A 25,847-nucleotide genomic window follows, 5' to 3' on the forward strand; every position below is an offset into this window, starting at 1 on the left:
CGTTCAGGAAGAACCTTGGTCGTCCAGGCGTTCGAGGGCCATGGCCGCCTCACGTTGCCAGCGTGGGGCGCGGGCATGGCGGGCCAGGGCGAGCGCGGCCTCCCAATGGCCGGTGACCACGGCCTTGGGGAGGCCGAGGATCCCGGCCAGGCGGGCCAGCCTCGCCGCCACGGGACCGATGTGCAGGCCCATCGTCTCGCCACCACAGACGAACGGCTCATAGGGGAGCAGCCGCTCGTACAACGGCCCGGCCAGTTCGCGGGGGCTGGCCGGGCCGTTGGGTCCCGCCCCGGCCGGCGTGGTGTCCAGGTCGGCGGTGGCGGCGGCCAGTGCCAGCGCGTCGGCGCGGTAGCCCTCCAGCAGCAGCCACAGCTGGTCTTCAGGCGGGTCGGAGACCTTGCGCAACAGCGAGATGGCTCCCTCGACGTCACCGCGCGCCGCGAGCGCGCAGGCGTGCAGCGGGGTGCCCACCGAGGCGTCGAACGAGGCGATCAGCCGGGCGTCCTGCTCGGCGGAGGCGATCTCACCGGCCGCGTGCCGCGCGGAGATCCGCCCGATCACCCCGGCGCCGGTGACGTCCCACATCTCCCGGCTCGCCGCGGTCTCGGCGAGGGAGGTGAACGCCTGCGCGGCGGCGTCGAGGTCGCCTTGGACGAGCTCCCGGGCCGCGCCGGCCAGCTGTACCTGCATTCGGAACACCGGCAACTCGTACCGGTCGGCGAGCTCCGCGACGGCCCCGGCGAGCGAGGCGATCTTGTCGATCTCGCCGTTCGCGCCCAGCTCGACGCAGCGGGCCAGCAGCCCCAGCGCCTCGACGCCGGGCATCCGCTCGTCCCGGCCGAGCCGTTCGAGCTCCAGGGCCGTCCGGGTGACCTCCGCGTACCGTCCGGGCCTGCGTTCGGCGAAGTAGAGGGCGTTGAGCGCGGCGGCGAGCACCGGCGTGTCGCCGGCGCCGCGAGCCCATTCGACAGCGGCCGTCGCGGCCTCGACCGCGCCCTCCGGATCGTGGTGCAGGCCCGCCTCCAGCGCGTACGTCGTCCGCAGCGCCGCCTTGAGCGCGGCCGGGACGTCCGGCAGCGTGCGCCGGATCAGCTTGATCAGGTCGATGTCGACCTGGCCGCGCGGACGGCTGTACCAGAGCGTCGGGGTGTCGATCGCGACGATCGCCCGGGCGGTGAGCTCGGGGTCGCGGATCCCCTCGGCGGCGTGGATCGCCTCGCCGCGCAGGTCGTGGGCCCAGCGCGGGCGTCCGGCGAGCTGCGCCGCGCGGGCCCGGCCGATGAGCAGCTCGGTGCGGGTGCGCGGGTCGCCGCCGGCCATGCCCTCCCGGTCGAACGCGGTCAGCGCCCGTTCCCAGAGATCCAGCGCCGAGGCGTAGGCGAAGGCGTGCTCGGCGGCCTCCGCGGCGGCACGGCAGTAGCGCACGGCCTTGTCGGCCTCGCCGAGCACCGCGGCCTCGGAGAAGTGATGGGCCAGCTCGGCGAGCGCGCCGGGGAAGAGCCGTTCGGCCGCGGCGCCCACGTCCGCGTGCAGGCGAGCCCGCCGCAGCCGCAGCAGGTCGCCGTAGACCGTGTCGCGCACCAGCACGTGCGCGAAGCGCATCCGTCCCGCGGCGGGCTCCTCCAGCAGGCCGCCGACGACGGCCGCCTCCAGCGCGTCGTAGACGTCGTCGGGATCCTGCCGCTGCGCCGCCACGACCAGCCGGACGTCGGCCTCGCGCCCGATCACGGCCACCACGCGCAGCACGTTGCGGGTGAGCGCGGGCAGCCGGGCGATGCGCAGCCTGATCACCTCGGCGATCCCGGCGGGGACCTCCGCGGGCGCCTCGTCGGCGTCAGGTTCGGTCCCGGCCGCCGGGGAGGGGATGGCCGGGGGCGGGGTGAACGGGGCCCCCGCCGAGGCGCCGACGGGGAGGCGGGCGAGTTCGCGCAGGTAGAAGGGGTTGCCGCCGGCGCGCTCGACGATGCTCGCGACCGCTCCCGGATCGACCCGGTCGGCGGTGCCCTCCTGGGTCTGGACCGCCCGGACGAGCGCGGCGGCGTCGGCGTCGGGCAGCGGCCCGAGCGGCAACCGGAGGGCTCCCTGACGGGAGAACACCGCGAGGGTGTCGGCCAGGGGGCCGCTCACCTCCGCAGACCGGTAGGTGCCGACGACCAGGACGGGCATGGCGGGCGGCGGGCCGCCCAGCACGTCGCGCAGCACGGCCAGCGTGCCCTCGTCCGCGCTGTGCAGGTCGTCGAGGAGGACGACCACCGGCCTGGGGTCGGCGGTGCGGGCGAACCGGTCGGTGACCGCCCGCGAGGTCTGGAACCGGTCGGCGGCGCCCGGCGGCTCTCCGACGAGGGTCGTGATCACCTGGTGCCAGGGCCACAGCGGCGGGGCCCCTCCGGCTTCGGGACAGCGACCCCACGCCACGCGCCAGCCCGCCGTGGCCAAGCCGACCGCGAGGACTTCGAGCAGGGCGGTCTTGCCGATGCCGGGCTCGCCGTCGACGACCGCCGTGCGGAGGCGGCGGCCGGCCTCGGCGGACTGGGCGGTCCGCGTCAGCTGTTCGAGATCGTTCGCACGCCCGAAGAGCCCGGTCTCAGGCACACGCCCCGGCGACGGCGCGCCCCCGGTCGGGACGGCTCCGGGGTGGGCGGTCCCAGGCAGGGTGGCGCCGGGGTGAACGGCCCCGGGCAGAACGACCCCGGGCGGGGCGGCGCCGGGGGGAACGGTCCCGGGCGGAGCGAACCCGGGTGGGACGGTCCCAGGCGGAACGGTCCCAGGCGGGGCGATTCCGGGCGAGGCCGTCGCGGCCTGCTTCGGGGGCTCGATGAGCTCCAGCGGCTTCATCTTCGGGACGGCGTCGAGGACGGGATCCTGCGCGAGGATCGCCGTCTCCACGTCCCGCAGGCCCGGCCCGGGATCGACTCCCAGCTCTTCGGCGAGCATCGTGCGGGCCCGCCGCAGGGCGCCGAGAGCCTCACCCTGACGGCCCATCCGGTAGAGCGCGATGGCGAGCAGACGCCAGGACTCCTCGCGCAGCGGCTCGACCGCCAGAAACGCCTCAAGCTCCCCGGCGGCGACGGCCGCCTGACCCGTCTCCAGGAGACGCGCCGAGCGCCGTTCGACCGCGTGCGCACGCAGCTCTCCCAGCCGCAGGATCTCCGGCCGCGCCCACTCCTGGTCGGCGACGTCGGCGTAGGCGGGCCCGAGCCAGCGGCCGAGCGCCTGGTCCAGCATGTGCAGCGCCTCGTCCGGGTCCGGGCTCTGGTCGGCGGCGCGCACCTCCTCCTCGAAGAGCCGCGCGTCGACGACCTCGGCGCGCAGCGCGTACCCGGGCGGCGCGCTCACCAGAAGGGACGCCGGGGCCCGCGGCGGCCGGTCCGGCTCCAGCGCGCGGCGCAGGTGCGACACGTACGTCTGGAGGGTGCCGAGGGCCCGGACGGGCTGGTCGCCGGGCCAGAGCTCCTCGATGATCCGTTCCGCCGGGACGACCCCGCCGCCCGCGACCAGGAGCCGTGCCAGGACCATCCGCTGGCGGCGCGGGCCCAGCTCGACGGAGCCCCGGTCGGGGTCCTTCGCGGCCAGCGGGCCCAGCACCTGAAACCTCATCGCCGCCCATGATGTCCCGTGCGCCTCACTTGCGGGAGGGCCCAGGCAGGACAGATCATTCGAACATGGGAGCAATGACGCTCATCACGGTGGCGCCCACGGGCGCCGAGTCGGCGAAGGCGGACGTCCCGGCGCTGCCGGTGACGCTCGACGAGCTGGTGCAGACCGCGAAGAACTGCGAGGCCGCGGGCGCCGCGGTCGTCCATGTCCATATCCGCGACGACTCGGCACGGCCGACGCTCGACCTCGCGCGGCTGCGCGACACGGTCCAGGCGTTGCGGGAGTCGACGGGACTGATCGTCCAGCTGTCGACCGGCGGGGCGGTCACCGACCCGTACGAAGATCGCCTGCGCGTGCTGGAGGCGGCGCCCGACGGGTGCTCGCTGACGTGCGGCACGGTCAACTTCGGCGACGAGGTCTTCATGAACCCGTGGCCGTTCATGGTCGAGCTCTACCGCCGGACCCGGGAGCTGGAGATCGTTCCGGAGTTCGAGCTGTTCGACCTCGGCCAGGTCGCCGCGCTGCACCGGCTGCTGGACAAGCACGGCGCCCCGTACGGCGGCCGCGTCCATTGCGACCTGGTGATGGGCGTCCCCGGCGGCATGCCGGGCGACACGCGCACGCTGGTCGCGGCGGTGGACGCGCTGCCCGAGGGGGCCACCTGGTCGGCGACCGGCGTGGGCCGGACGTCGCTGCCCGTGATGTTCGCGGCGCTGTCGGCGGGCGGGCACCTGCGGGTCGGCATGGAGGACACGCTGACCTACGCCAGGGGCGAGGCCGTGGCCTCCAACGCGCAGCTGGTCGAACGAGCCGCAGCCATCGCCCGCTTCGCCCAGCGACCGCCGATGGACGCCGCCGCAGCCCGCGAGTTCCTAGGCGTCAGACCGCGTTAACCCCACAACCCTGCTGACCCGCAACCCCTGCTGCTGGCCTCGCAACCCTGCTGGCCTCGCAACCCTGCTGGCCTCGCAACTCTGCTGCTGACGCGGCAACCCCGCTGGCCTCGAAACCCCGCTGCTGACGCCGTGGCGCGGGAGGATCCCGGGCCGTGAAGGCGGCGGCCCGGGACTATCCCGACCAGGGTCTTTGTTGGCAATATCCTGGTAAGGAACGTCTGGGCATTTGAGGGGTGAACATGCAGGTCAATCCGGTGCTGGTCGAAGTCGAGCGCTCCGGCTTCGTGGAGTCGTGGCACCGCGGGTCGGCGGTGGGGCTCGACGCCGCCGGCTCGCTGGCCGTCCGCGTGGGCACGCCCGACGCCCCGATCTTCCCGCGTTCGGCCAACAAGCCGATGCAGGCGGTCGCGATGCTCCGGTCCGGCCTCGTCCTGGAGGGTGAACTGCTCGCCCTGGCGGCGGGCAGCCACTCCGGCGAGGGCTTCCACGTCGAGGGCGCGGAGAAGATCCTCGCCAGCGCCGGACTGTCGGCTGATCTCCTGCAGTGCCCGGCGCAATGGCCCCTGGAACCCGAGGTGGGCCTGGACGTGGCGCGGAACGGCGGCGACCGGTCGCGGCTCCGGATGAACTGCTCGGGCAAGCACGCCGGGATGCTCGCCACCTGCGTGGTGGCCGGCTGGCCCACCGACTCCTACCTGGCGCCCGACCACCCCCTCCAGCAGGCGGTACAAACCGTCGTAGAGGAACTCTCCGGTGAGAAGCCCGTGGCGGTCGGTGTGGACGGCTGCGGCGCCCCGCTCTTCGCGATCTCGGCGACCGGTGTGGCCCGGGCGTTCCGGGCCCTGGTCCTGGCCGCCCCCGGCACCCCGGAACGGCGCGTGGCGGACACGATGCGCGAACACCCGGAGTGGACGTCCGGCACCCGCCGCGAGGAGCGGCGGCTGATGGACGCCGTTCCAGGCCTCTTGGTCAAATGCGGCGCGGAGGGCGTGGACGCGTTCGCGTACGCGGACGGACGCGCCGGAGCCGTGAAGGTCGACGACGGCTCGATGCGGGCCCGCACCCCCGTGACGGTGGCCCTCCTGCGCGCCCTCGGCATCGACGCGGACGCCCTCGACGACCTGGCCACGATCCAGTTGCACGGCGGTGACGGGACCGTCGGAGCGATCCGTCCGGCCGAAGGGCTCTTCGTCTAGGCGCGCTGCAGCTCCCTCTCGCGGGCCGCGACCTCTTCGGGTGAGTAGCTGTGCGAGTACATTCCGGGCGTGTAGCGGTAGAAGCCGCCGCCGACCTCGTGCTCCGGGCCGTGGTGCTGCACCGGCACGTTGATCGGCTCGGTCTCGCCCAGCTCCGCCGCGCGGGCGGCGGCGTTGGTCTTCTTGAGCCCCAGCGAGGTCATGGCGAGGAACGTGATCAGCGCCAGCGCGACGACGATCGGCCCGAGCCACAACCCGAACCCGTCGCCGAGCCTGTTCCCGGTGGCCATCATGATCTCCGGGCCCATGCGAACTCCCCTCGTACCGGTTGCCTGGCCCCTCAAAGGTACGAAGACCTGCGGAAGTTCAGTTCTTTCGTAATGCAGACATTGCACCACTTAGAGCGAACTTGACCTGAAGGGCTCCCTTTCGACCACGGGAGCGGCAATAGAGCGATCACGACCAGCGGCCAGCCCAGGGAACGCCAGCCCGGCGACCACCACGAGCGTGGCCACCATGGGAACGGTCCAACCTCCTGTGACGTCATGCAGCGCGCCAATGGCCAAGGGCCCCATGGCCGCGATCACATAACCGACGCCCTGGGCCATCCCAGAGAGCTGCGCGGCCACCCGAGCGTCCTGCGCCCGAAGCCCCAGAAACGAAAGAGCCGTCGCGAACCCGAGCCCCTGCCCGAAGCCGAGCACGACCGACCACACCCACACCGACCCGATCGGCGCCCACGCGATCCCGGCGAACCCGATCAGGCTCGCCACCACCACGGCGCCGACGAGGGGCCGCTGGTCGCGCATCCTCCGTTCCAAAAGAGGCACGGACAAGGAGCCCACCGCCTGCATCAGGCTCGACAAAGCCAGCACGTAACCAGCCGGAGCCTCAGCCAAGCCCCGGTCCTGGCAGATCGTCGGCAGCCACCCGACGACCACGTACGCCAGCAGCGACTGGACCCCCATGAAAATGGTGACCTGCCAGGCCAGCGGCGAACGCCAGACATGTACTGCCAAGGCCCGAGACGAATTGGCACTCACACGCGCCGCATGCGCCGCCCGCCGGGCCCGTGGCAGCCAGACCACCGCCGCAAGACTCGCAGGAATGATCAGCAACCCCAGCGGAACCCGCCACGAGCTGTCCAAGACGTCCTCGACAGGCACCGCCAGCCCCGACGACACAGCCGCACCCACCGTGACGGCCACCGTGTAAATAGAGGTCACCGTAGTGATCGAATCCGGATGGTCCCGCTTGATGATCGCGGGCATCACGATGTTGCCGATGCTGATGGCGATCCCGGCGACCAGCGACCCGGCGAACAACGCCACCGGTGCATGGACGAGCCGCAGCAGCAGCCCAGCGACCAACAACACCATGGCCCCGATAAGCAACGACTCATGACGCGGTGCCCGCCGCAAGAACGGCGCCAGCAGCCCATACGCACCGAAAAAGACCAGCGGCAAAGTAGTCAGCGCCCCCGCCGCCGTGCCCGACAGCCGGAACTCGTCACTGATCTCGGTCAGCACCGGCCCAACGGCCACAATCGCGGGCCGCAGATTGACCGCGACCAGCACGATGAACACCAACTGCATGAGCGCCCGCCGCGTCACAGCAACGTCTCCAGAGCAGCGAGACTAGGCTCGATGATCGCCGCAGCCGCAAGCCCAGCGGCCTCGACATCCCGCCGCGCAATGGCATCAACCACGGCCTGATGCGCCTCCTGACTGGCCTCCGGGACCGCCTGATCGAGCCGCAAGGTGCTCAAGGCCTCACCAAGCCGCCGCAGAAAGAACCGGCAAGCCTCAATAAGCACGACATTCCCGGTGGCCTCCACAACCCCCAAGTGAAATCGCGAGTCAGCAGCGCCGAACTCCGCCGCCCCCACCGCGGCCGCCCGAGCGCTCAGCAACTCCCCAAGCCTCGCAAGATCCGCATCCGTACGCCGCCGCGCCGCCAGCCGAGCAGCCTGGACGTCATAAGCGAGCTGTACCTCAAAGACATCCCGCAAACTGGCCCGCTCAACCCGCCTCAACAAGGGCCGAGGATCAGCCCCACTCCGGACATAGGTCCCATCGCCCCGCCGTACCTCCAACACCCCGACATGCGACAGAGCCCGGATAGCCTCCCGCACCGCAGGCCGGCTGACCCCTAACTGCGAAGCAAGCTCAAGCTCCCCAGGAATCCGATCGCCAATCCGCCAAACCCCAGCCGTCACCTCGCCCTGAAGCTGCTCAAGCACGGCCTCCACAGTCGACCCGCCCGGCACAGGACTCAAAGCCACCCGAACCACCCCAAATATAAGATGTCAGACATCTTACACCTCCAGCCTCGAGAGCCCCGCAAAGACAAGGCCCTCACTACGCTCGGACAGCCTCATCAGAACTGGGGGAAAGCCCCTAGACCCCCACCCCCTCAGTGGTCGACCCCCTCCGTGGCCTCCACTCTCAGCACGACCCGGATCAGCTTCCCGCCTTCAGCCAGGCTCTCCACGGTCCAGTCGTCGACCAGTTGATCCACGATGAAGATCCCGCGCCCACCCGTCGAGGCCGGATCGGCACTCTTCATGACGACTGGCTCGGCAGACTGATCCCACACCTCGATGACCGGATGCCCCGAGCCGCCCAGATAACAGCGGAAGACAATGAGCTGATCATCCCTCGATGCCTTGACCGCATTAGTGATCAGTTCAGAGACGACCAGCCGAACGATGTAGGCATCCCCGAACTGCCAGTGCGCCCACGCGAACGCCGCGATGTCCCGCGCTTCCCTGATCGCAATATTCACCGGCTTCAGCGCCACGGTGAAAATAAATGGATCTTCGTTCACAGCGCACATGTGACCATCCTTGATCCATCTTCTGCGAGTCGACTGTGGCTCCACACTGGTCCGGCCACGAGGACGGCCATACGCCGTTCATGGGACGCCTAGGACGTTTTCCAGATACCTTTTGAAAGCGTCCGTACTGTCCTAGGCTCAAAGGTGGAGCAACGTCGTCAAACGACGCGCTCCGGCGGGCCATGGCCGACGCTCAGCTAACACAGACACAGTTGGCCGAACGGTGCGGTGTGGATGCCAAGACGGTCGCTCGATGGATCACCAATGACGGTCGCCTGCCACACCCCGGGCATCGATGGGCAGCGGCGGAGGCTCTAGGAGTTGATGAGTCCATGTTGTGGCCGGACGGAATCCGTCGAAACGTCAAGACCGGGCCTGATCGCGAGATCGTAGCCACATATCCCTACAGGTCAGCCTGCCCGAAGTCGGTATGGCGGAACTTGATCACGGATGCGTCCGAAAACCTGATCTTCGCGGGCTTCACCAACTACTTCCTCTGGCTCGAACTCTCCAATCTCGGCGCCGTCCTCCGTCGTAAGCAGGATCACACTCGCCGAGCTGAGCAAACTTGACGGTGTCCCGAACCTCGACGTGAGGTTCGGGGACGATCACATCGCCATGAGCGTGTTCCGTTTCGATGACGACATGCTCGTCACTCCCCACTTGGCACGGCTCGTCGGTCATGACTCTCCGATGCTCCACCTTCATAAATGCCAGGATGACGGGCTGTTCGACAGGTTCAGCTTTCATGTCGCCGAGCTATGGGAGATGGGACGCCCCGTTGACCTCTCCGCCTACTCCAATCCACCCGAGTAACGCTTTGGGTGCATGCGGCCAGCAAAACCAACCGTCCGCGATCTCATAGCCGAGCTCTGGACGAGGAGAGACGACGTTCGGAGTGCGTCCCGGTCGCGGCGCCTTGCCAGTGCCGCTGGACTGTCCGTGTGACAGATGTGGACAGCGGCCGGATCTTGTACGTGATCGTGTGCGGTGCGGGACCCGCACCCCATGTCGATCGGCTGATCACGCTGGCGCATGGACGTGGATGGGGCGTCTGCGTGGTGCCCACTCCTGCTGCCGCCGACTTTGTGGACCCCGCAGCGCTTGAGACTCTCACCGGCCACCCGGTGCGCAGCCGGTACAGAAGGCCGGGTGAGTCGAGGCGACTACCGCAAGCGGACGCGATCATTGTCGCGCCTGCCACCCACAACACGATCAACAAGTGGGCGCATGGCATCGCGGACAACTATGCGCTTGGGTTGCTGGCCGAATTGGTGCCGCTGGGGGTGGTCACAGCGGTGCTTCCCTTTGTGAACTCGGCCCTGGCCGCGAATCCGGTCTTTGAGCGGAGCCTTGACGAATTGCGCGCGATGGGAGTGCAAGTGTTGTTCGGGCCAGGCGAGTTCGAGCCACATCCGCCAGGGACGGGTGGTACACGGCTGGACGGTTGTCCTTGGAAGTCGGCCCTTGATGCCGTTGAGGGATGCCACTGAAGGGGTGGGGGTCTGGGCCTTGCTTTTTAGCTTTTAGCCCCTGCCTGTGGCGGAGGACCGGGAGTGACGGTGTTCACCACAGGCAGGGGTGCTCTAGCTACGGCCTGCGTTGCGTTGGCCTGGGTCGCCTTCGATGATGCCGCCTGCGACGGGGCCTCGCTTGGTGGGCTCGCCTTGGACTCGCTCCGGGTGGCGCAGGCGCTTCCGCTTGGCGTATATGGCCAGCCCGAGCGCCAGGACGAGCGCCAGGACGAGAACGATCGGCCCGACGATGAGAAGGATGTTCGCACCGGTCGGGGATGCTTCTGCCAGCATGCCGTTCACCTCCTGTACGGGCCCCTACCCGACAGGAGGTGTCCAATCCTTTAGAGGCCCCGGGATTGGGAGATCGAGCCCGAGGTGGTGAGGGTGAAGGTGCGCATCGACTCGGCGAACTTCGAGAGGTCCCATTCGGCGGGGCCCTCGTACCAGTAGAGGTTGTCGGCGCCCTTGGCCCGCTCGCCCGCGTTCTCGACGGTCTTGGCCCACTTGGGGACGAGGTCGAACACCACGGCGTAGGGGAGGAAGCGGGAGAAGAGCGCGATGCGCTGGCGGGCGGCGAGATCGGATTCTGCGATCTCGCCTCGTTCCAGGAACGCTCGGAAGCCGATGGTGTGCGCCAGGACCGTCGCGCCCCGGGCCGTCTTGGCCGGCATGTACTGGCCGCCGTAGGCGAGGGCCGCCCCGGCGATGATCACGGCGAGGCCGACCAGGGCGAGGTCGGTGAAGAGGGCCAGGGCGATCGTGCCGAGGACGCCTAGGCCGGTCAGGACGAAGCCGGTGATCGTCCAGCGGGAGCGGACGGTGTCCGGGCGGCGGGCGAACCAGCCTTGTGCCACCACGTCGTCGTACATCGCGGAACGCACCTTGGCCAGGTTGTTCGCGAATGTGCCGCCTAGAGCTGAGAGTTTCACCGCGGGGCGTGGGTTGCCGTCGGGGGCCGTGAAGAGCGAGTCGAGGAGCAGGCGCTCGTAGGCGAGCAGATCGTCCACCGGGCGTTCGAGGCGTTGCAGTTCCCAGTCCAGGCGGCCGGTGACCTCGCGGTCCTCCTCGTCGATCAGCAGGTAGCCCCGGACGGCCAGGTCGACGATCGTGGCGGTCACGTCGATGACGTCGGCCTGCTCGTCGATCAGGGTGCCGATCTGGCCCGGACGGACGCCGTCCGGTGGTTCGAACTCTGAGCCCGCGAGGGGCGCGTGGTCGCCCTCGGCGGCTTTCTGCGCGACTACGCGGGCGTCCCGGCCGCGGAGGAGATAGACGGCGATCACGCCGCCCAGCAGGAGGAGCAGCAGGCCCGCCAGGGCGCTCCCGGTGATGCCGTTGACCGAGAACGCGGTCGCCACCGTGTGCCGCCGCTCGTAGATCGGCTGGGCCTTGGTGGTGCCGGCGGGGAGGCCGACGACGACGGTGACGTACTCGTCCGGCAGCATCTGGTCCTGCCGGAACTCGCCGCGCGTGCGGGTGTGGTCGGTGAAGAACTGCGTGCAGCCGATCGAGCCTTCGAGCGGCCCGGCGAAGCAGTTGATGTTGCGGATCATCGTGCCGCCGTCCACGGTCACCCGGGCGGCGTCCAACGGGACCTTCCACCCGCCGAGCGCGGTCCAGCGCAGCTCCTCGGCCCCGCCGAGCGGGGTGGTGATGCCGCTGACGTCGTAGTCGAGGACGACGGTCTTGCGGCCGGTGAGCTTGGCGGGGGCCGCGACCTTGACGGTGGTGCGGGTGCCCGAGCTGGACGTCGACACGGTCGTGGGGCCGCCGTCCGGGCTGGTCGCCTTGACGTTCTCGACCTTGTAGACGCGGTCGCGGGTCACGCTGTCGTGGGTGCGGGTGACGAAGGTCCGCTTGAGCTCGCGGGTGCCGCCGAACTCGTAGACGATCGTCTCGCGGGCGTGCGTCACCCCGCGCGGCCCGACCTTGAGCGTGACCTCGTCCTTGATCACGCGTTCGGCCGCCGCGGCGGCGTCCGGCACATCGGCGGCGGACGCGGCGCCGGCGGTCAGGGGAATGAACGCGGCGACGGCCACGGAGGCGACCACTGGCCGCAGGCGACCCAACATGGCCGCAAATCGTACCGGTACGCCAGGCGGGCGGGCCGGGGGCGGCCACTATGGGATGATTTTTTGCTATGGCAGGCCACCACCCCCCACCGGCACCCGCGCCGGCACCGCCGTACCGCCTGCCTGCTCACGGCGCACCGCCGCCGTACTACTACCAGCCGCCGCGCCGTCCGCCCAAGCGCACGGCCGGTGGTCTCGTGGTTGGCCTGGCCGGTGTGGTGGCCGCGCTGGGCGTTCTGGCGATCCTCGGTTTCTCGGTCCTCTCGTCGCTCGCCGACGGGGCCGGTGGGCAGGGCGGCGGCGCGGGCGGGCGCGGCGGCGAGCGGGTGACCCGCGAGACGGCCACCGACAACAAGCTCTACCGGACGGGTGCGCTCACGCCGGTCCAGTGCCGGGTGCCGCTCATCGCTCCGGGAGTCGCCTCGATGGACCGGTTCATGAACGCGCTCAGCTCTTGCCTGGACGCGTCGTGGAGCCGTCAGTTCGCCAAGGCGGACGTACCGTTCACGCCGCCCAAGCGTGTCTTCTGGAGCGGTCCGGGCCGGAGCCCCTGCGGCACCTATCCGAGCCCTGGCGCGTCCGCGTTCTACTGCCCGGCCAACAACACGATGTACGTGGGCTTGCGGCACATCGTCGAGACCTCCGGTGGCGAGCCGCTGTCGCACTTCGCCGTGTTCGCCCGCGTGATCGCGCACGAGTACGGCCACCACGTCCAGGACACCTCGGGCATCCTGACGTACGGGCACCAGGAGATGGAGCAGTCCGACACCGCGGGCCGGAACGCGGCGAGCCGCCGGATCGAGCTCCAGGCGCAGTGTTTCGCCGGGGCGTTCCTGGGGGCCGAGCGCCTGACGATCGGAATGACCCGGGCGCAGTACGTCGCGATGATCGTGGACGTACAGGGCCGGGGGGACGAGCGGCAGCCGGTCGACCGGCGCGACCACGGCTCCGGCCGCAACTACGCGGGCTGGGTCATCAAGGGCTTCAAGGGCCGGCAGCTCGCGGTGTGCAACACGTGGACCGCGCCCCCCTCGACCGTCAACTGACGACGCCCCCAACCCTTTTGATCACGCTGCTGACATGCTGGTCAGCGGATGTGACTCGCCACGTTAGTTGTCACACGGGCTGTGCTCTGACCTGCGATACAGGCTGACCGTTCGCCAGGATGGTTGTCACCGATTGCTCAAGATTCTTGTCACCTGGACGCTGTTCGCAATCGACTTGTCACGTACGGTCCGGACGGATTCGTGTACGTAGCGTGTGGGGACGTGCTTGCCTCGGAGTGTGAGGCGACGCGTCGATGGGGCAGAGGGTGGTGTGAACGTCGGGGCCCGGGGCGCGCCTGTGTGGTCGCATCGGTGCTGCTGGCGTGATCTGTTCGAGTCGGTTTCGCTGGCGGCGGGGCGCGGTGGGCTGGATCTGTCCGAGGGCTGGCCGCGGCGGTGGTCGGCGACGCTGCGGCTGGGTGGGAATGAGGTGGCCTGCCCGGTCCGAGACCTGGGAGGGATGCGGGTCGAGGCTGCTGGGTCGGTCCGCTGGTTCTCGTGGCGGCGGACGCAGCGTCATCGTCCGGGGCTGCAGTATCTGGTCAGCACGGGACGGCAGCACGGGTTTGAGAGCCTGGAAGAGGCGAAGGTTCTGCTCGCCCTCGACTTCGCCGGTGACCTGATCGAGGTGATCAGCCAGCCGTTGCGGTTGAGGTTCACCACGGTGAGTGGATGGGCCAACCACATCCCCGACTTCCTGGCGATCTCGCGCCGCGGGGTCTGGCTGATCGACGTCCGTCCGCACGACCGGATCGCAAATGAGGACTGGTGGGGGTTCGCCGCGGCTGCGGAAGCCGCGCTGGCTGGCGGTTGGCACTACGTGGTCGTCTCGCGTTGGCGGGCCAACGTGGCGACGACGCTGGGAACGCTGGCCTCCCGGCGGCTGCTGGAGACCGATCCGTTGAATCTGGAGCCTACGCTGCTGGATGCGGCGACGGGCGGGGCAACGTTCGGTGAGCTGGCCGCGAACACCGAGGCGCCAGCGGTCTCGCGCGCCCAGTTGCTGCGGCTGCTCTGGCGCAGGCAGTTGGGAATCGATCTGAGCGAGCCGCTGACAGACGACTCCTGGGTCCTGAGGCGGGAGACGCCATGAACCGGGCCGAGCCGCTGGATCTGTCTGCTGGCGCAGGGTGATCCTGGACGGCGCTGAGTGGACGGTTGAGCGCCGCGAACCCCACCTGGGCCGGGTCTGCCTGATCGCGGCTGACGGGACGCGTCAGCGGGTGAGCTTGAAGTTCCTGGCCAATCATCCCCGGTGCCGGACGTCGTCGCGGACGGCGATGTCGGGGGCGGGCCGGGGACGTCAACCGCCGAGCGTCGACGACCTCACACCGGCCAGACGTCGGCTGGCGCAGCTGCGGCTGGCGCACTTGCTGGAGGTGAACACCGGTTTCCGCAGCGGGGACCCAGCACGGCCTGGGGCAGGTGAGCCCAAGCCGTGCTACGACCCCGATGCCACGACCTTGACCGGGCGACGGCTGGCCAAGGTCGCCGAACTGGCGGCTCTGGAACGGGAAGAGGCCCGGTTGCTGGGGCTTGACCGGGTCGGATACCGGACGCTGATCCGCTGGGAACAGGGCCGTCGCCGGTTCGGGCTGGTGGGGGTCGCTGACGAACGATGGCTGCGGGAGTCCGGCGGCCACCCGAGCGTCAGTGAGGAGGTCCGGGAGGCGATCCTGGCGGTCCGGGCCGAGACGCTGCACGGGTCGCGGGTGAGCATGCGGACCCGGGAACGTAAGATCCACCAGTACGTGCGGGAGCGGTTCGGCGCGGACGTTGTCGTTCCTTCCTACAACACCCTGCGGCGGGTCTGGATCGATTGGTTCGGCCCGGGCGGCGCTCGGCAGCGTTACGCCCGGTCGGCCGACCTGCCGTCCTCGGACGGGCACGTACTGATCGAACGTCCCGGGCAGGTCGTCGCGCTGGACACCACCGTGCTGCCGGTGATGGTCCGCGAGAGCGTGTTCGGTGAACCGACCACGGTGCATCTCACGTTGGCCTTGGATCTTTACACCATTCGCTTTGCGCGTTCCGGCTGACGCTGGTTTCGGACACATCGGTGGACGTTGCGATGGTGTTGCGGGATGTGATGCTGCCGCTGCCGATGCGGCCCGAATGGTGCGATGACCTGGAATGGCCCTACCCGGGGCTGCCCAGTGCGGTGGTCGCCGAGTTCGCCGGGCACAAGGTCGCCGGGCTGCCGTTCTTCACGCCCGAGACGGTGACCACCGACCACGGGGCGGTCTATCGCAACCACCACCTGGTGGAGGTGCAGCGAGTGCTGGGCTGCAACATCTTGCCCGCCCGGGTGCTGCGGCCCACCGACAAGCACGCTGTTGAGCGGGCGTTCGGGGCGATCCGGTCACTGCTGTTCGAGGAACTGCCCGGCTACACCGGCATCGACGTCGCCGACCGCGGCGCCGACCCTGAGGGGGACGCGGTGTTGGCGGTGGAGGAGATGGAGCACGTCATCGCCACCTGGATCGTGGTGGATTTTACCGACCGCGGGAGCGTTAATCCTCACTCTGACCTGCGGTTACTCAAAGATTACATGTCCGCGACGGAGGGCGTTGAGACGCTGGAGTGGCGGGCGTGTCGAAACGCGAGTTGCCGGGCCAGCGCTCCCCGGGCAGGGGTTGCGAAGGATGGATGGAGTCGTTGGCTGTTGAATGCAGGCATGGATAGCCAGTTTTGGAATGCTCTGCCCGAGGATGCGCTGGTTCGTGTCGATGGGCTCATCAGGGCGGAGCGGAAGATCCAAGCCATCCAGGTCTTGAGGGAGTCCTTGCCGGAGCCTCGGCCTGGCCTATACGACTGCATGGACATGGTCGCTGAGCGTTGCGAGGAGCTGGGCGTGAGGTTCGCCCCCGAGCCCACCCAGCCGTTGAGTGTAGACGCCATCGCAGCGGAGATCAGGGGGCTTTCTTGGTCTCCGGCCGCGATCGAGGCCGAGTGGGATGGCGACAGCTTCGGCTGGATGGTTGTCCTGTCCGTGGTGGGCGCCGAGCCGGGAACCGAGCACTGTGTTGAGAACATCAGGCCAGGTACGGAGCTTCGGTTGTTCCATGGCGAAGCTCCGTTGCCCGAGGCGAAGGAGGCGACTCGAGTCGGCAATCTGGTCGCGGACCGGTTCGGTATCCCTTTCTACTTCGCGTCGCCCGACCAGCCGGAGATCGATCTGCCTCGCTGGTGGGACACAGTCAGGCGTCCGCCTTCTTGATCAGCGGATCGTAGGGTTCGAACGGCATTCTCCGGATGGAGCGTGGGTCGTGATGTGTGCGCTCGCTGTCAGGGCGCCTGTCTCGGAGGGGCGACGGGTTGGGCTTCGAGGTCGGCGATGCGGCGGTCTTGGAAGCGCAGGTTGGAGCGAGCCGCTTGGAGCCGCTCATCGAGATTGCGGTTGTCGGTGGCGAGCTGGCGGACTCGCTGCTTGAGGGTGGTGTTCTCGCTGGTGAGGCGCTGGATAGCCTGCTCGGTCCATTCAGCTTCCAGGTCGCGGACCTGGCCGAGGAGTTCCGCGATGCGGGTGCGCTGGATCGTGATCTCGGTGCGGTCTTGAGGGCGTCTTCGGCGTTCAAGGCCCGTTCCCGCCAGATCGCTTCGCGCTCGGCGTCCCGGTCGGCGTGCAGTTGGGTGCGGTGCTCGCCGGCCTGGGCGAGGGCGGCCGAGACGGCTGCTCTGGCCTCGGGGTTGTCATAGACGAAGGTGCGGGAAACTCCGGCTCGACGGGCGACGGCTGCGACTGACGGTTGTGTCTTCTCCCGCTTGAACTGCCCGAGGGCGTCATGGACGCGTTTGAGTGCGGCTTGAGTGGCGCGCTGCCGTGCCTCCAGGGCGGCGGCGGTGCGCGGTCTGGGAACGAGCGTGTCGGTCATACGGACTCCATGACGTCGAGGTCACTGTCGGTGGCCTCGGTCTCGTCGGCGTCGTGAACGGCCGCGAGGTCGGTGGCGCGGAAGGCGGTGCTCCAGACGCGCTGGAAGTAGTCCTGCGGTTTGCGCATGTCCATGGCGAGGGCTTCGTCGAGGAGGCCGAGGCCCGCGAGGGCCCTCTCCAGGCCGTCGATGGCGCGGGCGGTGGGTTCGAAGTAGGCGTGCAGGTAGTCGGCGGTGGCGTCGTCGGGCGCGCCCTCGGCCAGAAGCCGCCACTGCTCGCGCTTGCGTCGCCAGTAGAGCAGGTCGGCGCCGGAGAGCACGAATTTGTCGCAGTTGTGACAGTCCAGGTTCCAAGGGCAGGCGCCGCCGTCGACGACGGGCTGGAAGGTGCAGAACCCGCCCTCGGCGGGGGTGCTGCGCCGCGACAGGTCGATGGCGATGGCCTGGGCCTGCTCGCGGGTGAGCGGAGTCGCCGGCTCGGTGAGGAGCTCGCCGAGGCTGGCGCTGCCGGGGCCGCTGACCCAGACGTGCTGGAGGACATCTTCCAGGTCGGACTGGGTCAGGTGGATGTAGTGCTCGGCCATCCGCTCGGAGACGTGGCCGAGGTATCGGCGGACATGGGTCAGGCTCGCCCCGGCCCGCAGCAGGCTGGTCGCCAGCGAGTGGCGGGCCTGGTGAGGAACCCAGCGGCCGATGTCGAGCTCGTCGATCCAGGGTTTGAAGCCCTTGTGGAACCAGTTGTAGGACAGCGGCTGGCGTCCGTCCCGGTTGCGGATGTTGGTGGGGAACAGCGCCATCTGGGCACGTTCCCCGGTGGTGTGCGGCCGGTTGTTGCGGGCCTCGAACAGGGTCAGGGTCTTGCCCTGGCGTGCTTGCAGAAGCTGGTGGACCCGCTCGGGGACGCGCAGGGCCTGGTCGTAGTTGCCGACTTTGGTCTGGTCGTGCCAAAGCATCGGGAGTCCGCCGTAGCGGCCGAGGCAGTCCAGGCGGAGCTGGAGGACCTCGCTGCAGCGGCGGCCGGTGACGATGATCGTCTCCCAGGCGTCCCGCAGACCGCGGTCGAACGGGTCGTAGGTCTCGGCGAGCCTGTGCAGGTTGACCTCGTCGGCGAGCGCGCGAGCAACACCGTCGGCGAACGGCGGCCGGGAGCGACGGACCATCCCGCCTGGGGCGGGCATGGCGGCGATGAAGGCCCGGGACAGGCCGAGCCGTTCGGCCTCTCCCGACTCCAGTGCCCCGCGCAAGAGCCGCCGGGTGCGGTGGAAGACACGTTGCCGAGTGTTGGCGGTGACGATCGACGGCTTGCCATGGACGCCTCTGGCCGCGAGCGAGACGAGGCCCTCCCGCTCGCGTTGCCGCTGGTCGGCGACGAACTGGTGCATATGCTCGGCCGTCAGCGCCTGTGGGTCGTGGCCTCCGGCGGGAGCATGGAGTTCCAGGAAGGTGCCCAGTTCCAGTCCGGCGCGGCGCATGTCGTCGAACGTGCCCCCGCTGCGCGGGCAGTTGGGAGAACGCAAGATCGCGGCCAAGTGGTCCCAGATCAGGTCGCGCAGCCATCGCTGGGAGACGCCGGTGAGGTCCATGTGGACCGAGCGGCCGGTGAGCTTCCGGCCGAAGTGCTCGGTGAGGACATATCCGAGCTCACGTGTCTCGGCCGGCGTCACGTAGAGAGGGTGCAGCCAGCCGGTCACGGCCCGGACGATGTGGACCGCCTCACGGCTGGCTGCCTTTCGCAGAAGCCGTTCCTCGTCGGGGCCGACGTCCGTGAGTGACTGGAGACCGTACTCGCGGGCGAAGTTCGCCAAGCCCTGCCAGGTGACCAGTTCCCAGCGGCCGTGCGCCTTCTGGGTGTGGGCGAACATGGCCCACTTGATCTCGGCCCGCAGCAGCGGGTGCAGGCCCCGGAGGTTGACCTGCGCGGGCCGCAGTGCCGCCGGAGCGCTCATGCACCAGCGTTCGAAGGTGCGCTCGTCCTGGTAGCCGACCGGCGCGACCAGTCCCCGGCGCCCGTAGCGTGTGCCCCACTGGCTCGGCAGTGTCGCTCCTCCCGGCCGACCTTCCCGACGGTAGCGACGCTCGTGCCGGTGGCAGAGCCCCAGCGGGGAGTCCGACGGTTCCGGGCAGACTTGGACCCGGCACCCGCCGAAGCCGGGAAGCGGGTGCTGATCGACAAGCCAGGCGCCGAAGTCGGCGTTGCCGCCGCAGCGGCTGCGGTGGTGATACCAGCGGTACTCGTGATAGTGGCAGAGCTCAAGCGTGAGGTGACGGGCAGGCCGCTCAGGGCAGATCCGGCAGGTGAGATGCTCAATCCCCTCCCCGGGACCGACTGGCGTCGCGATGCGGAGGAACTCGACTCGCGTTCCTCCGCGGTCTCGGTGGTCGCGCCAGAGCATCTCGTGTGCGGAGCATAGATCGCCGTGGCCCATCGTGGATCGCTTGCAGTCAGCGCAGAGGCAGTTCCACCGGTAGACGGCATGGTTCGGCGGGATCTTGACGATGTCGGGATGAAACAGTGGGTCGAACGACGGGGCGCTGATCAGCGCGGTAAGGATCTCCAGTCTGTCCCTGCCCGTGCGGGCGTCCTGCTGCGGCTGCAGGGCCGTCATCGCGGTCACTTCCGCTCACCCCAGACCGTGCGCAGGGCCGCGTCGAACGCAGGGTCGTGGATATCGACATGGCCGTAGACCTCGTCGACTGTCGCGGTCGAGGCCCACCCGCCGGCGTCCCGAGCGATCAGCAGGTTGCCGTCGGCGGCGTCGAGGACCGCGGAGGTGAAGGTGTGCCGAAAGGCATGGGGCTTCACGATGCCGAGCCCGGCGCGCTTCCCGGCGCGACCCAGCATCCGCCGGGCCCCGGCCGGTGCCCAGGGCTCACCTGCTCTGGCGCCGTGCAGCTGGACCAGGAGCATGCTGTGGGAGGCGGCGGCCCGCGGGAACTCGCCGCTGGTCAGGTAGGCGAAGTAGGTGTGCACCATCGCCGGGCTGACCCGTTTGATCAGGCCGCCGGTGATCGTGCCGTTCTCGATCCGCCAGGGGTGCTTGGTCTTCGCCTCGGCTCCGTTCGGGTTGCCAGGGCGGTGGCAGACGTGCAGGTGGGGGCTGTCGCACTCGCCGCAGGCCGCGTTCTCCCGCAGGTGCAGGTCGACCAGGTGCAGACCGCAGAGCTCCCCGATCCGCAGGCCGCCGTCGGCCAGCCAGGTCACCGCCATCCGGTCCCGGGCCGAGTTCACCGCCTCCAGCAGTTGCTCTCTCGCCCCGTCGGGCAGCATCTTCGGGTGCCGACGGTGCGGGCCCTTCGGCGCGAGGGGGTTGGCGGGCGTGACTGTCTTCACGTGCCCGAGGAACGACCGGCGACGGTCCACTCGTGACGGCAGCCGGGTGCCGTCCAGCTTCGCGCCGAGGTCGACATTCACCCCGAGAGAGGCTTGATGCAGATAGAAGCCCTTCAAGCAGGACGCTGCGATCGACAGAGCGGATCGGCTCAAGGGACGCTTCCCCGCCCGCCAGGGTTCGCTGAGCGGCATGTGGACTTCCGCGCCCACGATGCCCATATAGCGTTCGAGGTCGCGCAGGACCACCTGCTCGAACGTCAGGCACTCGCGTTCCAGCCAGCGCAGGTGGTCAACCAGGAAGTACGCGTACGTCTTCTGCGTGCCCGACCCGTCATGCAGGCGCAGAAACCGGTCCGCCTCGGGATGGATCGCTCCTTCGGGCCACACGATCGTCCAGGACCGCCACCCGCCCTTCCGATGGATCTGCTGAACCCTCAGGTCCCCGACGACTCGCCGTGCCACTTCGCCCCCCGTACCGACCCGACGACATGGACGACGCCCCGGACCAGGTCGGTAAAGAAGCCTAAGACGCCCAGCTCACAGGTCCAGACGAACAACACGGACAGCTCCTCCCGGGGTCGGTAAATCGATCTGGCAGAAACGTCGGCTGGGCGAGTACGCGCCGGTCTGGGACCCGGGTGGCGACCACAGCCCCAACACCTTGTTTGCTGCCTCGTTTCAGCAGGCCGGGTTCGCACTGCAGATTCCCGCCCCGGAGCTCTACTACCAGCTGTTGCCCGAACACAACGTCGCCATCGGCGGGCGTCGCGGAGTGAAGATCAAGGGGCTTTGGTATGACGGTGAGGCTCTGGACCCCTACCGCGGTGAGCGCTCGCGACGCGGTGGCCGCCATAAGGGCAAGTGGCGGATCCACCGCGAGCCGAGGGACCGGCGCACTGTGTTCTTCCAGGATCCGCTCACTCACGAATGGCATGAGCTGCGCTGGACTGGGTTGCCGCCGGTCGGGCAGATTCCGTCCTTCAGCGATCGGCGGGCCAGCGAGCTGCTGGGCGCAGCCCGCGCTGGCGGGCTGCGGCCCAAGACCGACGCCGAGTTGTTGCCGGTGCTGCTGGAAATCCTCGGCGCCCGACTCCCCGTCGACAAGTGGGCCGGTCGGCTGACCCGGTCTGAGCGCATCGACCATGCCCGGGAGACCGCCCAGGCCAGGGCGGCGGCCGCCGACCGCCCGGCGACATCGCCCGGCACCTCGACAGATCGGCAACCCGAACCAGAGGGCAAGGACCGGGCCCGCCAGGCCGAACAGGCCCTGCACGCCGAACGTCGCTGGCGACGCGAGCGGGCCGAGCGTGACATCGCGGAGCAAACGCTGCCGGACAATGCCTCGGCTCGTTCGGTGCCTCCCCGGTTGGGCAGTTCCTACCACCACCGGAACCTGTTCGCATTGCCCGACCCGGTCGAGGTCTCCGAAGCCTCCGACGCCGGCGGAACCCCGGCAGACCCGGCTCAGGACCAGGGCGGCTCATGAGTCCCTCAGAACAGGACGATCTCGACGAGGTCCTGGCCGGGCTGATGCTGCCCGGCCCCGCCACCGACCGCGAAACCCTGGAGGGCTGGCAGCGCTGGCGCACCACCCGGCACGACTTCGTTCCCGCACCGAGGCTGGATCTGGCCGCTTACCAGGCGCTCAGCCCGCGCCGCCAGGCGTTGCACGACCTACACCGCGCCGCCACTCACGCCAATCTGCGGCTGCAGGAGACTCCGATGAGCCGAAAGGTCACCACCGCGATGCGCGCCCGCATCCAAAGCAACGCGCTGAAGACCAAGCCGACCACCCGAGCCGGGCTGATGATCAACGGCGGCGGCTATCAAGGCAAGACCGAGACTGTCTGCGAGGCCGCTGCGGCGTTCGAGGACTTCTGGCGCGACCTGCACCGCGAACTCAATCCCGACGCCATCCCAGGAACCAGGGACCTGCACGCCCCGGTCGCCTACGTCCAGACCCCGGTCACCGCCAAACCCAAGAGCCTGTGTGAGGCCGTCCTAGGCTTCTACAGCAGCCCGCTGGGCTATCGCCCGACCCTGCCGCAGCTGATCCGCTCAGTTCGCGACTCCCTGCACGCACACGGCACACGAGTACTGATCATCGACGACGTCACCCGGCTCAAGATGCACCGTGAAGCCGACCAGGACACCCTCGACCTGCTCCGCAGCCTGATGAGCATGAACGTCACACTCATCATGGTCGGCGTCGGCATCCCCCAGTCCGGGCTGCTGCGCGAGGGACGACACGACGCCCGCACCGGTCAATGGATCGTGACCGGGCGACCGGGCCGCTTCAATGACGAGGCAGCCACCCAAACCCAACGGCGGTTCGACTTGATCGACCTCAACCCGTTCGACTACAGCACCCCCACCGCCATCACCGCCTGGACCCAGCACCTGACCGGCATCGAGAACCAGCTCCGGCTGCTGCGCACACCTCACGGAATGCTTACCACCGGCACCATGCCCGAGTACCTGTTCGGCCGCACCGCTGGGATCGTCGGCCTGCTGGAGCGACTGATCGAAGACGGCTGCACCGAAGCGATCGAAAGCGGCCACGAGCACCTCGACATTGAATTGCTCGACCGCATCGACATCGACCTGGGCAACGACGGACACCACGCCCCCGCCGCAGGCGAAATCCCCACCGTCCCCGACAACAGCCGTCGGCGGGGACGCAACCGCGTGTTCGACGATCACGGCCCCGCGGCCGATCAGACCGCAGGATGACCAGCATGGCCATGCCATGGGCGTCGCGGCCGTCTCAGCCCAAGCCGCTCCCGCGAAGCCTGGATCTCCTGCCCGATGAATCACTCACCGGATTCGTCCTGCGGCTCTCCTACCGCCTGGGCGTCAGCCCCGGCCACCTGGCAAAAGTCACTGGCCTCACCAGCAAGTCCGGGGAAAATCCCGGCACACTGCCGTTCAGGCTCCTCACCGGAAGGGGCAACGCGGACGCCTTCGCTGCCGCCACCCGGCTGACCCTGCAAGAAGCCACCGATCTCCAGCTCACCACTCTGGGGATCTTCAATGGCCCACCGCCCCGGCCGCACCGAGCCCGGCCGGTCGCCGTCACGAACCTCCTTGGCTGGTCGGTGCACCACCGATGGATACTCCAAGACCAGCCGCGCTTCTGCCCGCAGTGCCTGGCCGGAGACGGGAGCCGACTGGAAACCGAACTCGGAGGCTCTTGGCAGCGGCATTGGTATCTGCCCGCGGTGTTCGCATGCATCCGCCACCAGCGGCTCCTCCACCACACCTGCCCTAACGACCCAGATCACCGGTTTCTGGGCGCGGAACTCATCCGCGTGATGATCGGAAAGGCGAACGACGCCGAGCCACATCCCACCCAATGCCGACACCCGGCCAGGGATCGTCGCCGGCGAGGAGAGCAGCTACCCCACTGCGGAGCCCCGCTCGCCGATGACTCGTCGGCCGTCCAGCACGAAGCCGACCTCTCGGTCCTGCGTGATCTGCTTGAACTGCAACACGAGCTGCTTGCGGACATGAACAGCGAGCCCAGCCACCCCTGCCGCGTCGCCGGCACCGCCGTCGGCAACCTGCAGTACTTCACCGACCTGAGCATCCTCGCCGCACTAGTGCTGCTGTCCTGGCCAGCGACCTGGCCGCTCTGCCCGTCACCCGCACTCGCCGACAAGATCGACAGAGATGTTCATCGCCGAATCCAGATGAACAACGACCCTGACCGCTCATGGAAACGTCAGGTGACCTTTCCCTGGTCAGCGGCGCCATCAGACGCCCTTACCTGCGCTGCGGTCCTCCACCTCGCCCGAGGACTCCTGCAACTCCCCGACCCCATTGAGCTTGCGCAACACCTTGCCCCCTTCCTCGGCCAAGCCTGGGAAACAGACCGCAGAGCCACCGAAAGCCTGCGGACCAGCATCAAGCTCTCCAGGCCACTCGCACACGCAATAGCCAGGACCCCACGGCCTATATGACCCAGAAACCAATAACAGCGCGCCTTCGGCTCGTGAGCCCAGATGCCCCACCACATCGGTGATCCCAACACCCCTAACGGCAGGGTGCCTCCGTCACTGCGCCACACTCAACCCCGTGATCGACTTCACCGATGAGTTCCTCAAGCTCAAGCCCGGCACCATCACCTACTATCGGGCGGACCTTGACCATCCCGTCGCCGGGACCTGGAGTATCGACATCCCCTTGGAACCCTTCTCCGCGGACGACGAGTACGAGCCAGAGACCTTTCGCCCTGGGGCGCAAGGACCTGAGCTCATCGAGACCGAGTTCATGCTTGATCCCATCAGGCTTCCCGCCGAGGACCTGACCGCGCTCAGCGGGCGCACCTTCACCTTCCCGGTGAATCCCCACGACGGCTACATCGACGGATCGATCTATCTCCTCGCCACCCACAACCCCGTCGACATCACCCGGATCGAGTTCGGCGAAGCGAACGAGGGTGAGATCCACGCAACCCTGCACGCCGAACTCCACCTCGAAACCGCCGAGATGAACGCCCGCACCGCAGTCCTGCACACAACGCTGCGGTTCCGCCATGTCCAGCTCGCGACGTCCTGATATCCCCGCGCGAACCCGGTGACCATGGTCCGTGGGGCGCGTCCGTGCTCAACAGATGGCGACGTCAGCCTGATGCCAACCAGCGGTTGCGGCTCTTTCGAGCAACATGCATCGCTCAGGCAGGTGACCACGGGCCCAACGGGCGGCTCTGCTCCAGGTAGTCGTTGTATTCGTCCAGCAGCACCGACCCGTTCACCCAACGCCTCGGATCCGCTCCGACCTCGCGCTCCGCGATCGAAACGGCCTCTTCGGCGGACCCGCAGGTCGCAACGGTTCGCCCGCCCGCGTCATCGCGACGGGACTCAGCCACCCTCAGGGTTTCGGGATCGAAGTTCTCGGCGGGATGGAAGGCAGGGAACTCATCCATCGGCAGGGTCCCCGGGCCGAGGTCCTCGACCTCATACAGCCGGACCCGGATGGGCTCGAACCGGCGAGCCGGCCAGACACAGGCCCATCGCAGACCTCGGCGCCCTTCCTCTTCGAAGGAACCCAGCAGCTGACTGATCTCCTGCCCCCTGGAGACGGTCCCGACAGCGAAAGACCTGGTGAGATAGCGCGCCAACGATTCAGCCCTCCATGAGGTGGGTCACCTCGGTGAACGCCGCAGCGGAGGCTCCCACAGGCTCCAAGCCGACCGAAACGAACACCGTCCCCCGCACGCGGCTGCGGAACCGCCAGAGCGCGAACTGGTCCATCTCGCAATCAGCGAACCTGCGGAGCAGGCCGAGCATCGTCTGGAACTCTTCGTCCGACAGGGGAGCGCCAGCGGACAGCTGTTTCATGGCGATCAAGTCAACACCAACAGCCGGCTCGGCACTGGCCTGGGCACGACTCTCCAACTGCCGACAAGGTTCTGGGAACCGCCATCCATAACTGGGGATCACGGCTACCAACTGCGCCAGCGGGATCTTGGTGACAA

At 68.9% G+C, this 25,847-nt stretch carries 25 protein-coding genes and 1 pseudogene; 13 read left to right on the plus strand and 13 right to left on the minus strand.

Features of this window, described 5'->3' with window-relative positions; all coding sequences use genetic code 11:
• Nucleotides 1–3: 3 nt before the first annotated feature.
• Nucleotides 4–3,597: a BTAD domain-containing putative transcriptional regulator gene (locus tag ACGFNU_RS46560; RefSeq protein ID WP_392603139.1), complete on the minus strand. Its 3,594-nt coding sequence runs from the start codon at nucleotides 3,595–3,597 to the stop codon at nucleotides 4–6.
• 65 nt (nucleotides 3,598–3,662) lie between these two features.
• Between ACGFNU_RS46560 and ACGFNU_RS46565 the strand changes: the two genes are divergently transcribed.
• The gene (locus tag ACGFNU_RS46565; RefSeq protein WP_392603140.1) at nucleotides 3,663–4,490 is read left to right on the plus strand and encodes a 3-keto-5-aminohexanoate cleavage protein; all 828 of its coding nucleotides are present in this window, start codon (nucleotides 3,663–3,665) and stop codon (nucleotides 4,488–4,490) included.
• Nucleotides 4,491–4,732: 242 nt separating this feature from the next.
• On the plus strand, nucleotides 4,733–5,689 hold the full coding sequence (locus tag ACGFNU_RS46570) for an asparaginase (protein WP_392603141.1): 957 nt from the start codon (nucleotides 4,733–4,735) through the stop codon (nucleotides 5,687–5,689).
• On the opposite strand, the gene ACGFNU_RS46575 is transcribed toward ACGFNU_RS46570, so the two are convergent.
• The 5 genes and pseudogenes from ACGFNU_RS46575 to ACGFNU_RS46595 form a co-directional block, all read right to left on the minus strand.
• Nucleotides 5,686–5,997 carry a hypothetical protein gene (locus ACGFNU_RS46575; RefSeq protein ID WP_392603142.1) on the minus strand — a complete coding sequence of 104 codons (312 nt, stop codon included), beginning with the start codon at nucleotides 5,995–5,997 and terminating at the stop codon, nucleotides 5,686–5,688. The two genes, ACGFNU_RS46570 and ACGFNU_RS46575, sit on opposite strands and share 4 nt — an antisense overlap.
• A 90-nt stretch (nucleotides 5,998–6,087) precedes the next feature.
• Nucleotides 6,088–7,284: a CynX/NimT family MFS transporter gene (locus ACGFNU_RS46580; protein WP_392603143.1), complete on the minus strand. Its 1,197-nt coding sequence runs from the start codon at nucleotides 7,282–7,284 to the stop codon at nucleotides 6,088–6,090.
• 14 nt (nucleotides 7,285–7,298) lie between these two features.
• Nucleotides 7,299–7,727, minus strand: coding sequence for a FadR/GntR family transcriptional regulator (locus ACGFNU_RS46585; RefSeq protein ID WP_392603311.1), 429 nt, complete (start codon nucleotides 7,725–7,727; stop codon nucleotides 7,299–7,301).
• Between the two features lie 36 nt (nucleotides 7,728–7,763).
• Nucleotides 7,764–7,982, minus strand: a pseudogene (locus ACGFNU_RS46590) (FadR/GntR family transcriptional regulator); the annotation flags it as partial.
• A gap of 122 nt (nucleotides 7,983–8,104) precedes the next feature.
• Entirely contained in the window at nucleotides 8,105–8,518 is a 414-nt protein-coding gene (locus ACGFNU_RS46595; protein WP_392603144.1) for an ATP-binding protein, read from the minus strand.
• 191 nt (nucleotides 8,519–8,709) lie between these two features.
• Here ACGFNU_RS46595 and ACGFNU_RS46600 point away from each other — a divergent pair, with 191 nt between their 5' ends.
• Both ACGFNU_RS46600 and ACGFNU_RS46605 read left to right on the plus strand, forming a co-directional pair.
• A complete protein-coding gene (locus tag ACGFNU_RS46600; RefSeq protein ID WP_392603145.1) occupies nucleotides 8,710–9,099 on the plus strand; it encodes a helix-turn-helix domain-containing protein in 390 nt (129 codons plus the stop codon).
• Between the two features lie 372 nt (nucleotides 9,100–9,471).
• Nucleotides 9,472–10,020, plus strand: a complete 549-nt coding sequence (locus tag ACGFNU_RS46605) for a flavoprotein (protein WP_392603146.1) — start codon at nucleotides 9,472–9,474, stop codon at nucleotides 10,018–10,020.
• 93 nt (nucleotides 10,021–10,113) lie between these two features.
• On the opposite strand, the gene ACGFNU_RS46610 is transcribed toward ACGFNU_RS46605, so the two are convergent.
• Together ACGFNU_RS46610 and ACGFNU_RS46615 are read right to left on the minus strand one after the other, a co-directional pair.
• The gene (locus ACGFNU_RS46610) at nucleotides 10,114–10,335 is read right to left on the minus strand and encodes a hypothetical protein (RefSeq protein ID WP_392603147.1); all 222 of its coding nucleotides are present in this window, start codon (nucleotides 10,333–10,335) and stop codon (nucleotides 10,114–10,116) included.
• 50 nt (nucleotides 10,336–10,385) lie between these two features.
• Nucleotides 10,386–12,116, minus strand: a complete 1,731-nt coding sequence (locus tag ACGFNU_RS46615) for a DUF2207 domain-containing protein (RefSeq protein WP_392603148.1) — start codon at nucleotides 12,114–12,116, stop codon at nucleotides 10,386–10,388.
• Between the two features lie 68 nt (nucleotides 12,117–12,184).
• Here ACGFNU_RS46615 and ACGFNU_RS46620 point away from each other — a divergent pair, with 68 nt between their 5' ends.
• From ACGFNU_RS46620 to ACGFNU_RS46635, 4 genes are all read left to right on the plus strand, one after another.
• Nucleotides 12,185–13,162, plus strand: a complete 978-nt coding sequence (locus ACGFNU_RS46620; RefSeq protein WP_392603149.1) for a neutral zinc metallopeptidase — start codon at nucleotides 12,185–12,187, stop codon at nucleotides 13,160–13,162.
• Between the two features lie 460 nt (nucleotides 13,163–13,622).
• Complete coding sequence (locus tag ACGFNU_RS46625) at nucleotides 13,623–14,255, plus strand: TnsA-like heteromeric transposase endonuclease subunit (RefSeq protein WP_392603150.1); 633 nt, start codon at nucleotides 13,623–13,625, stop codon at nucleotides 14,253–14,255.
• Nucleotides 14,256–14,385: 130 nt separating this feature from the next.
• On the plus strand, nucleotides 14,386–15,201 hold the full coding sequence (locus ACGFNU_RS46630) for a hypothetical protein (protein ID WP_392603151.1): 816 nt from the start codon (nucleotides 14,386–14,388) through the stop codon (nucleotides 15,199–15,201).
• 20 nt (nucleotides 15,202–15,221) lie between these two features.
• Nucleotides 15,222–16,382: a hypothetical protein gene (locus ACGFNU_RS46635; RefSeq protein WP_392603152.1), complete on the plus strand. Its 1,161-nt coding sequence runs from the start codon at nucleotides 15,222–15,224 to the stop codon at nucleotides 16,380–16,382.
• Here ACGFNU_RS46635 and ACGFNU_RS46640 read toward each other — a convergent pair.
• Nucleotides 16,363–17,037: a DUF6262 family protein gene (locus tag ACGFNU_RS46640; protein ID WP_392603153.1), complete on the minus strand. Its 675-nt coding sequence runs from the start codon at nucleotides 17,035–17,037 to the stop codon at nucleotides 16,363–16,365. The two genes, ACGFNU_RS46635 and ACGFNU_RS46640, sit on opposite strands and share 20 nt — an antisense overlap.
• Nucleotides 17,034–18,983, minus strand: coding sequence for a tyrosine-type recombinase/integrase (locus ACGFNU_RS46645; protein ID WP_392603154.1), 1,950 nt, complete (start codon nucleotides 18,981–18,983; stop codon nucleotides 17,034–17,036). The genes ACGFNU_RS46640 and ACGFNU_RS46645 overlap by 4 nt, the downstream gene beginning before the upstream one ends.
• Before the next feature lie 138 nt (nucleotides 18,984–19,121).
• Between ACGFNU_RS46645 and ACGFNU_RS46650 the strand changes: the two genes are divergently transcribed.
• Nucleotides 19,122–19,448 (plus strand): hypothetical protein, encoded by a 327-nt coding sequence (locus ACGFNU_RS46650; protein ID WP_392603155.1) that lies wholly within the window; start codon nucleotides 19,122–19,124, stop codon nucleotides 19,446–19,448.
• A gap of 200 nt (nucleotides 19,449–19,648) precedes the next feature.
• Here ACGFNU_RS46650 and ACGFNU_RS46655 read toward each other — a convergent pair whose 3' ends face one another.
• On the minus strand, nucleotides 19,649–20,830 hold the full coding sequence (locus tag ACGFNU_RS46655) for a tyrosine-type recombinase/integrase (RefSeq protein WP_392603156.1): 1,182 nt from the start codon (nucleotides 20,828–20,830) through the stop codon (nucleotides 19,649–19,651).
• A gap of 199 nt (nucleotides 20,831–21,029) precedes the next feature.
• Between ACGFNU_RS46655 and ACGFNU_RS46660 the strand changes: the two genes are divergently transcribed.
• From ACGFNU_RS46660 to ACGFNU_RS46675, 4 genes are all read left to right on the plus strand, one after another.
• Complete coding sequence (locus tag ACGFNU_RS46660; protein ID WP_392603157.1) at nucleotides 21,030–21,854, plus strand: hypothetical protein; 825 nt, start codon at nucleotides 21,030–21,032, stop codon at nucleotides 21,852–21,854.
• A gap of 44 nt (nucleotides 21,855–21,898) precedes the next feature.
• Nucleotides 21,899–23,101 carry an ATP-binding protein gene (locus tag ACGFNU_RS46665; protein ID WP_392603159.1) on the plus strand — a complete coding sequence of 401 codons (1,203 nt, stop codon included), beginning with the start codon at nucleotides 21,899–21,901 and terminating at the stop codon, nucleotides 23,099–23,101.
• Between the two features lie 5 nt (nucleotides 23,102–23,106).
• On the plus strand, nucleotides 23,107–24,330 hold the full coding sequence (locus ACGFNU_RS46670; protein ID WP_392603160.1) for a TniQ family protein: 1,224 nt from the start codon (nucleotides 23,107–23,109) through the stop codon (nucleotides 24,328–24,330).
• 115 nt (nucleotides 24,331–24,445) lie between these two features.
• Nucleotides 24,446–24,928 carry a hypothetical protein gene (locus tag ACGFNU_RS46675; RefSeq protein ID WP_392603162.1) on the plus strand — a complete coding sequence of 161 codons (483 nt, stop codon included), beginning with the start codon at nucleotides 24,446–24,448 and terminating at the stop codon, nucleotides 24,926–24,928.
• Between the two features lie 115 nt (nucleotides 24,929–25,043).
• Here ACGFNU_RS46675 and ACGFNU_RS46680 read toward each other — a convergent pair whose 3' ends face one another.
• Nucleotides 25,044–25,490: a hypothetical protein gene (locus tag ACGFNU_RS46680; RefSeq protein WP_392603163.1), complete on the minus strand. Its 447-nt coding sequence runs from the start codon at nucleotides 25,488–25,490 to the stop codon at nucleotides 25,044–25,046.
• 4 nt (nucleotides 25,491–25,494) lie between these two features.
• Nucleotides 25,495–25,710, minus strand: coding sequence for a hypothetical protein (locus tag ACGFNU_RS46685; protein WP_392603164.1), 216 nt, complete (start codon nucleotides 25,708–25,710; stop codon nucleotides 25,495–25,497).
• Between the last annotated feature and the right edge of the window lie 137 nt (nucleotides 25,711–25,847).

The sequence above is a fragment of the Spirillospora sp. NPDC048911 genome (assembly GCF_043198015.1).
Taxonomy (GTDB): Bacteria; Actinomycetota; Actinomycetes; order Streptosporangiales; family Streptosporangiaceae; genus Spirillospora.

What these genes read in the sequence shown, in the direction of transcription:
- ACGFNU_RS46560 (WP_392603139.1), bottom strand. Translation starts at nt 3,597, where the DNA reads ATGAGGTTTCAGGTGCTGGGCCCGCTGGCCGCGAAGGACCCCGACCGG.
- ACGFNU_RS46565 (WP_392603140.1), top strand. Translation starts at nt 3,663, where the DNA reads ATGGGAGCAATGACGCTCATCACGGTGGCGCCCACGGGCGCCGAGTCG.
- ACGFNU_RS46570 (WP_392603141.1), top strand. Translation starts at nt 4,733, where the DNA reads ATGCAGGTCAATCCGGTGCTGGTCGAAGTCGAGCGCTCCGGCTTCGTG.
- ACGFNU_RS46575 (WP_392603142.1), bottom strand. Translation starts at nt 5,997, where the DNA reads ATGGGCCCGGAGATCATGATGGCCACCGGGAACAGGCTCGGCGACGGG.
- ACGFNU_RS46580 (WP_392603143.1), bottom strand. Translation starts at nt 7,284, where the DNA reads ATGCAGTTGGTGTTCATCGTGCTGGTCGCGGTCAATCTGCGGCCCGCG.
- ACGFNU_RS46600 (WP_392603145.1), top strand. Translation starts at nt 8,710, where the DNA reads ATGGCCGACGCTCAGCTAACACAGACACAGTTGGCCGAACGGTGCGGT.
- ACGFNU_RS46610 (WP_392603147.1), bottom strand. Translation starts at nt 10,335, where the DNA reads ATGCTGGCAGAAGCATCCCCGACCGGTGCGAACATCCTTCTCATCGTC.
- ACGFNU_RS46615 (WP_392603148.1), bottom strand. Translation starts at nt 12,116, where the DNA reads ATGTTGGGTCGCCTGCGGCCAGTGGTCGCCTCCGTGGCCGTCGCCGCG.
- ACGFNU_RS46620 (WP_392603149.1), top strand. Translation starts at nt 12,185, where the DNA reads ATGGCAGGCCACCACCCCCCACCGGCACCCGCGCCGGCACCGCCGTAC.
- ACGFNU_RS46625 (WP_392603150.1), top strand. Translation starts at nt 13,623, where the DNA reads ATGCGGGTCGAGGCTGCTGGGTCGGTCCGCTGGTTCTCGTGGCGGCGG.
- ACGFNU_RS46640 (WP_392603153.1), bottom strand. Translation starts at nt 17,037, where the DNA reads ATGACCGACACGCTCGTTCCCAGACCGCGCACCGCCGCCGCCCTGGAG.
- ACGFNU_RS46645 (WP_392603154.1), bottom strand. Translation starts at nt 18,983, where the DNA reads ATGAGCGCTCCGGCGGCACTGCGGCCCGCGCAGGTCAACCTCCGGGGC.
- ACGFNU_RS46665 (WP_392603159.1), top strand. Translation starts at nt 21,899, where the DNA reads ATGCTGCCCGGCCCCGCCACCGACCGCGAAACCCTGGAGGGCTGGCAG.
- ACGFNU_RS46670 (WP_392603160.1), top strand. Translation starts at nt 23,107, where the DNA reads ATGGCCATGCCATGGGCGTCGCGGCCGTCTCAGCCCAAGCCGCTCCCG.
- ACGFNU_RS46685 (WP_392603164.1), bottom strand. Translation starts at nt 25,710, where the DNA reads ATGAAACAGCTGTCCGCTGGCGCTCCCCTGTCGGACGAAGAGTTCCAG.